1 protein-coding gene is annotated in these 1,509 nt (G+C 61.4%); it reads left to right on the top strand.

Annotated features, from left to right (window positions below; all coding sequences use genetic code 11):
- Positions 1-114: 114 nt before the first annotated feature.
- Positions 115-1,263, top strand: a complete 1,149-nt coding sequence (locus tag CLV71_RS47355) for an IS701 family transposase (RefSeq protein ID WP_133909553.1) — start codon at positions 115-117, stop codon at positions 1,261-1,263.
- The last annotated feature ends 246 nt before the right edge of the window (positions 1,264-1,509 follow it).

The raw sequence follows: 1,509 nt of genomic DNA, 5'->3' as shown, positions 1-1,509 counted from the left end.
CTAGTACTACAGGGCTAGATCTCTTGTGTGTCGGTTCGTGATATCGGCTGGCGGTTGTGCCAGGGTTGGCGCGTGACCATTTCTTCTGCTGGCCAGGCTGGGATCTCGGGTGGTGTGACTCGGGATGATCTGGCTGTGTGGGATCAGGAGTTCCGGGAGGTGTGTACGCGTCTTGATGGGTTGTTCTATCGGACGGATTCGCGTGTGCATGCTCGGCATTACGTGCGTGGGTTGATCGCTCCGTTGGAGCGGAAGAACGGGTGGACGATCGCGGAGTATTCTGGTGATCCGGAGCCGAAGGCGTTGCAGCGGTTGTTGAACTTGTCGCCGTGGGATGCCGACCAGGCGCGGGATCTGGTGCGCGACTATGCGATGGAGCATTTCGCTGATCCGCGTGGTGTGTTGATCGCTGATCCGACTGGTTTCGCGAAGAAGGGCACCAAGTCGGCGGGTACCCAACGTCAGTATTCCGGGACGTTGGGTCGGATCGATAACTGTCAGATCGGTGTGTTCCTGGCCTATGCGAATACGGCCGGTGATCGGGTGCTGATCGATCGGGAACTGTATCTGCCCGAGGGGTCGTGGTGCGCTGATCCCGGACGCCGCGCCGAGGCGCATGTACCGGAGGAGGTGACGTTCGCTACCCGCCCCCGGCAGGTCCAGGACATGATCGCCCGTGCGGTGGCGGCCGGGGTGCCGTTCGCGTGGTTCGCCGCGGACGAGGAGTTCGGACAGAATCCCGGTTTACGTTCCTATCTGGAAGCCGAGGGCATCGCCTATGCGATGGCGGTGCCGAAGAACACGGATACCGGCACCGGCAGTATCACCACAAGAACCGATGCGACCACGCTCGTTGAGCGTGTCGCGGCCCGAAGGAAACCTCACGACTGGTCCCGCCGCGCCTGCGGCGTCGGCACGAAGGGGTTCCGGGTCTATGACTGGGCACTCGTCGACGCCGGCGACGGTCATCAGTACGTGTTTCGACGGAACATCGCCGACGGCGAACTCGCCTACTTCCACTGTTACAACCCCCGCGACGAACCGATGACCGAACTGGTTCGCGTCATCGGCAACCGCTGGCCGATCGAGGAATGCTTCGAAGCAGCCAAAAGCGAAGCGGGACTCGACAACTATCAGGTGCGCCTCTACCACGCCTGGTACCGGCACATCACCCTAGCGATGCTTGCTATGGCCTTCCTCGCGGTGATGCGACACAAATCGAAAAAAGGGGCCCTTCCCCTGTGGACAAACCACACACCCTGACCGTGCGAACCCGCCACGACAGACGAAACCTCCACCGCAGCGCCCACGCCGAACCCGCCGCTTGATCAGACTCTCCATCGCCGAGGTCCGACGCCTGTTCAACCTCATCGGCAACGATGATCACATCATTGACCAGGGACTTCGCTCGTCTGCCTGGCGCCGCGAACATCAGGCAGACGCACGACGACACCACTTCCAACGACGTCTCCGACTCCAAACCCTAATGATCTAGCCCTGTAGTACTAG

This window comes from Actinophytocola oryzae (assembly GCF_004364325.1).
GTDB classification, from domain to species: domain Bacteria; phylum Actinomycetota; class Actinomycetes; order Mycobacteriales; family Pseudonocardiaceae; genus Actinophytocola; species Actinophytocola oryzae.
The sequence above is the reverse complement of the archived record's forward strand: the minus strand, read 5'-3'. Positions and strand labels throughout refer to the sequence as shown.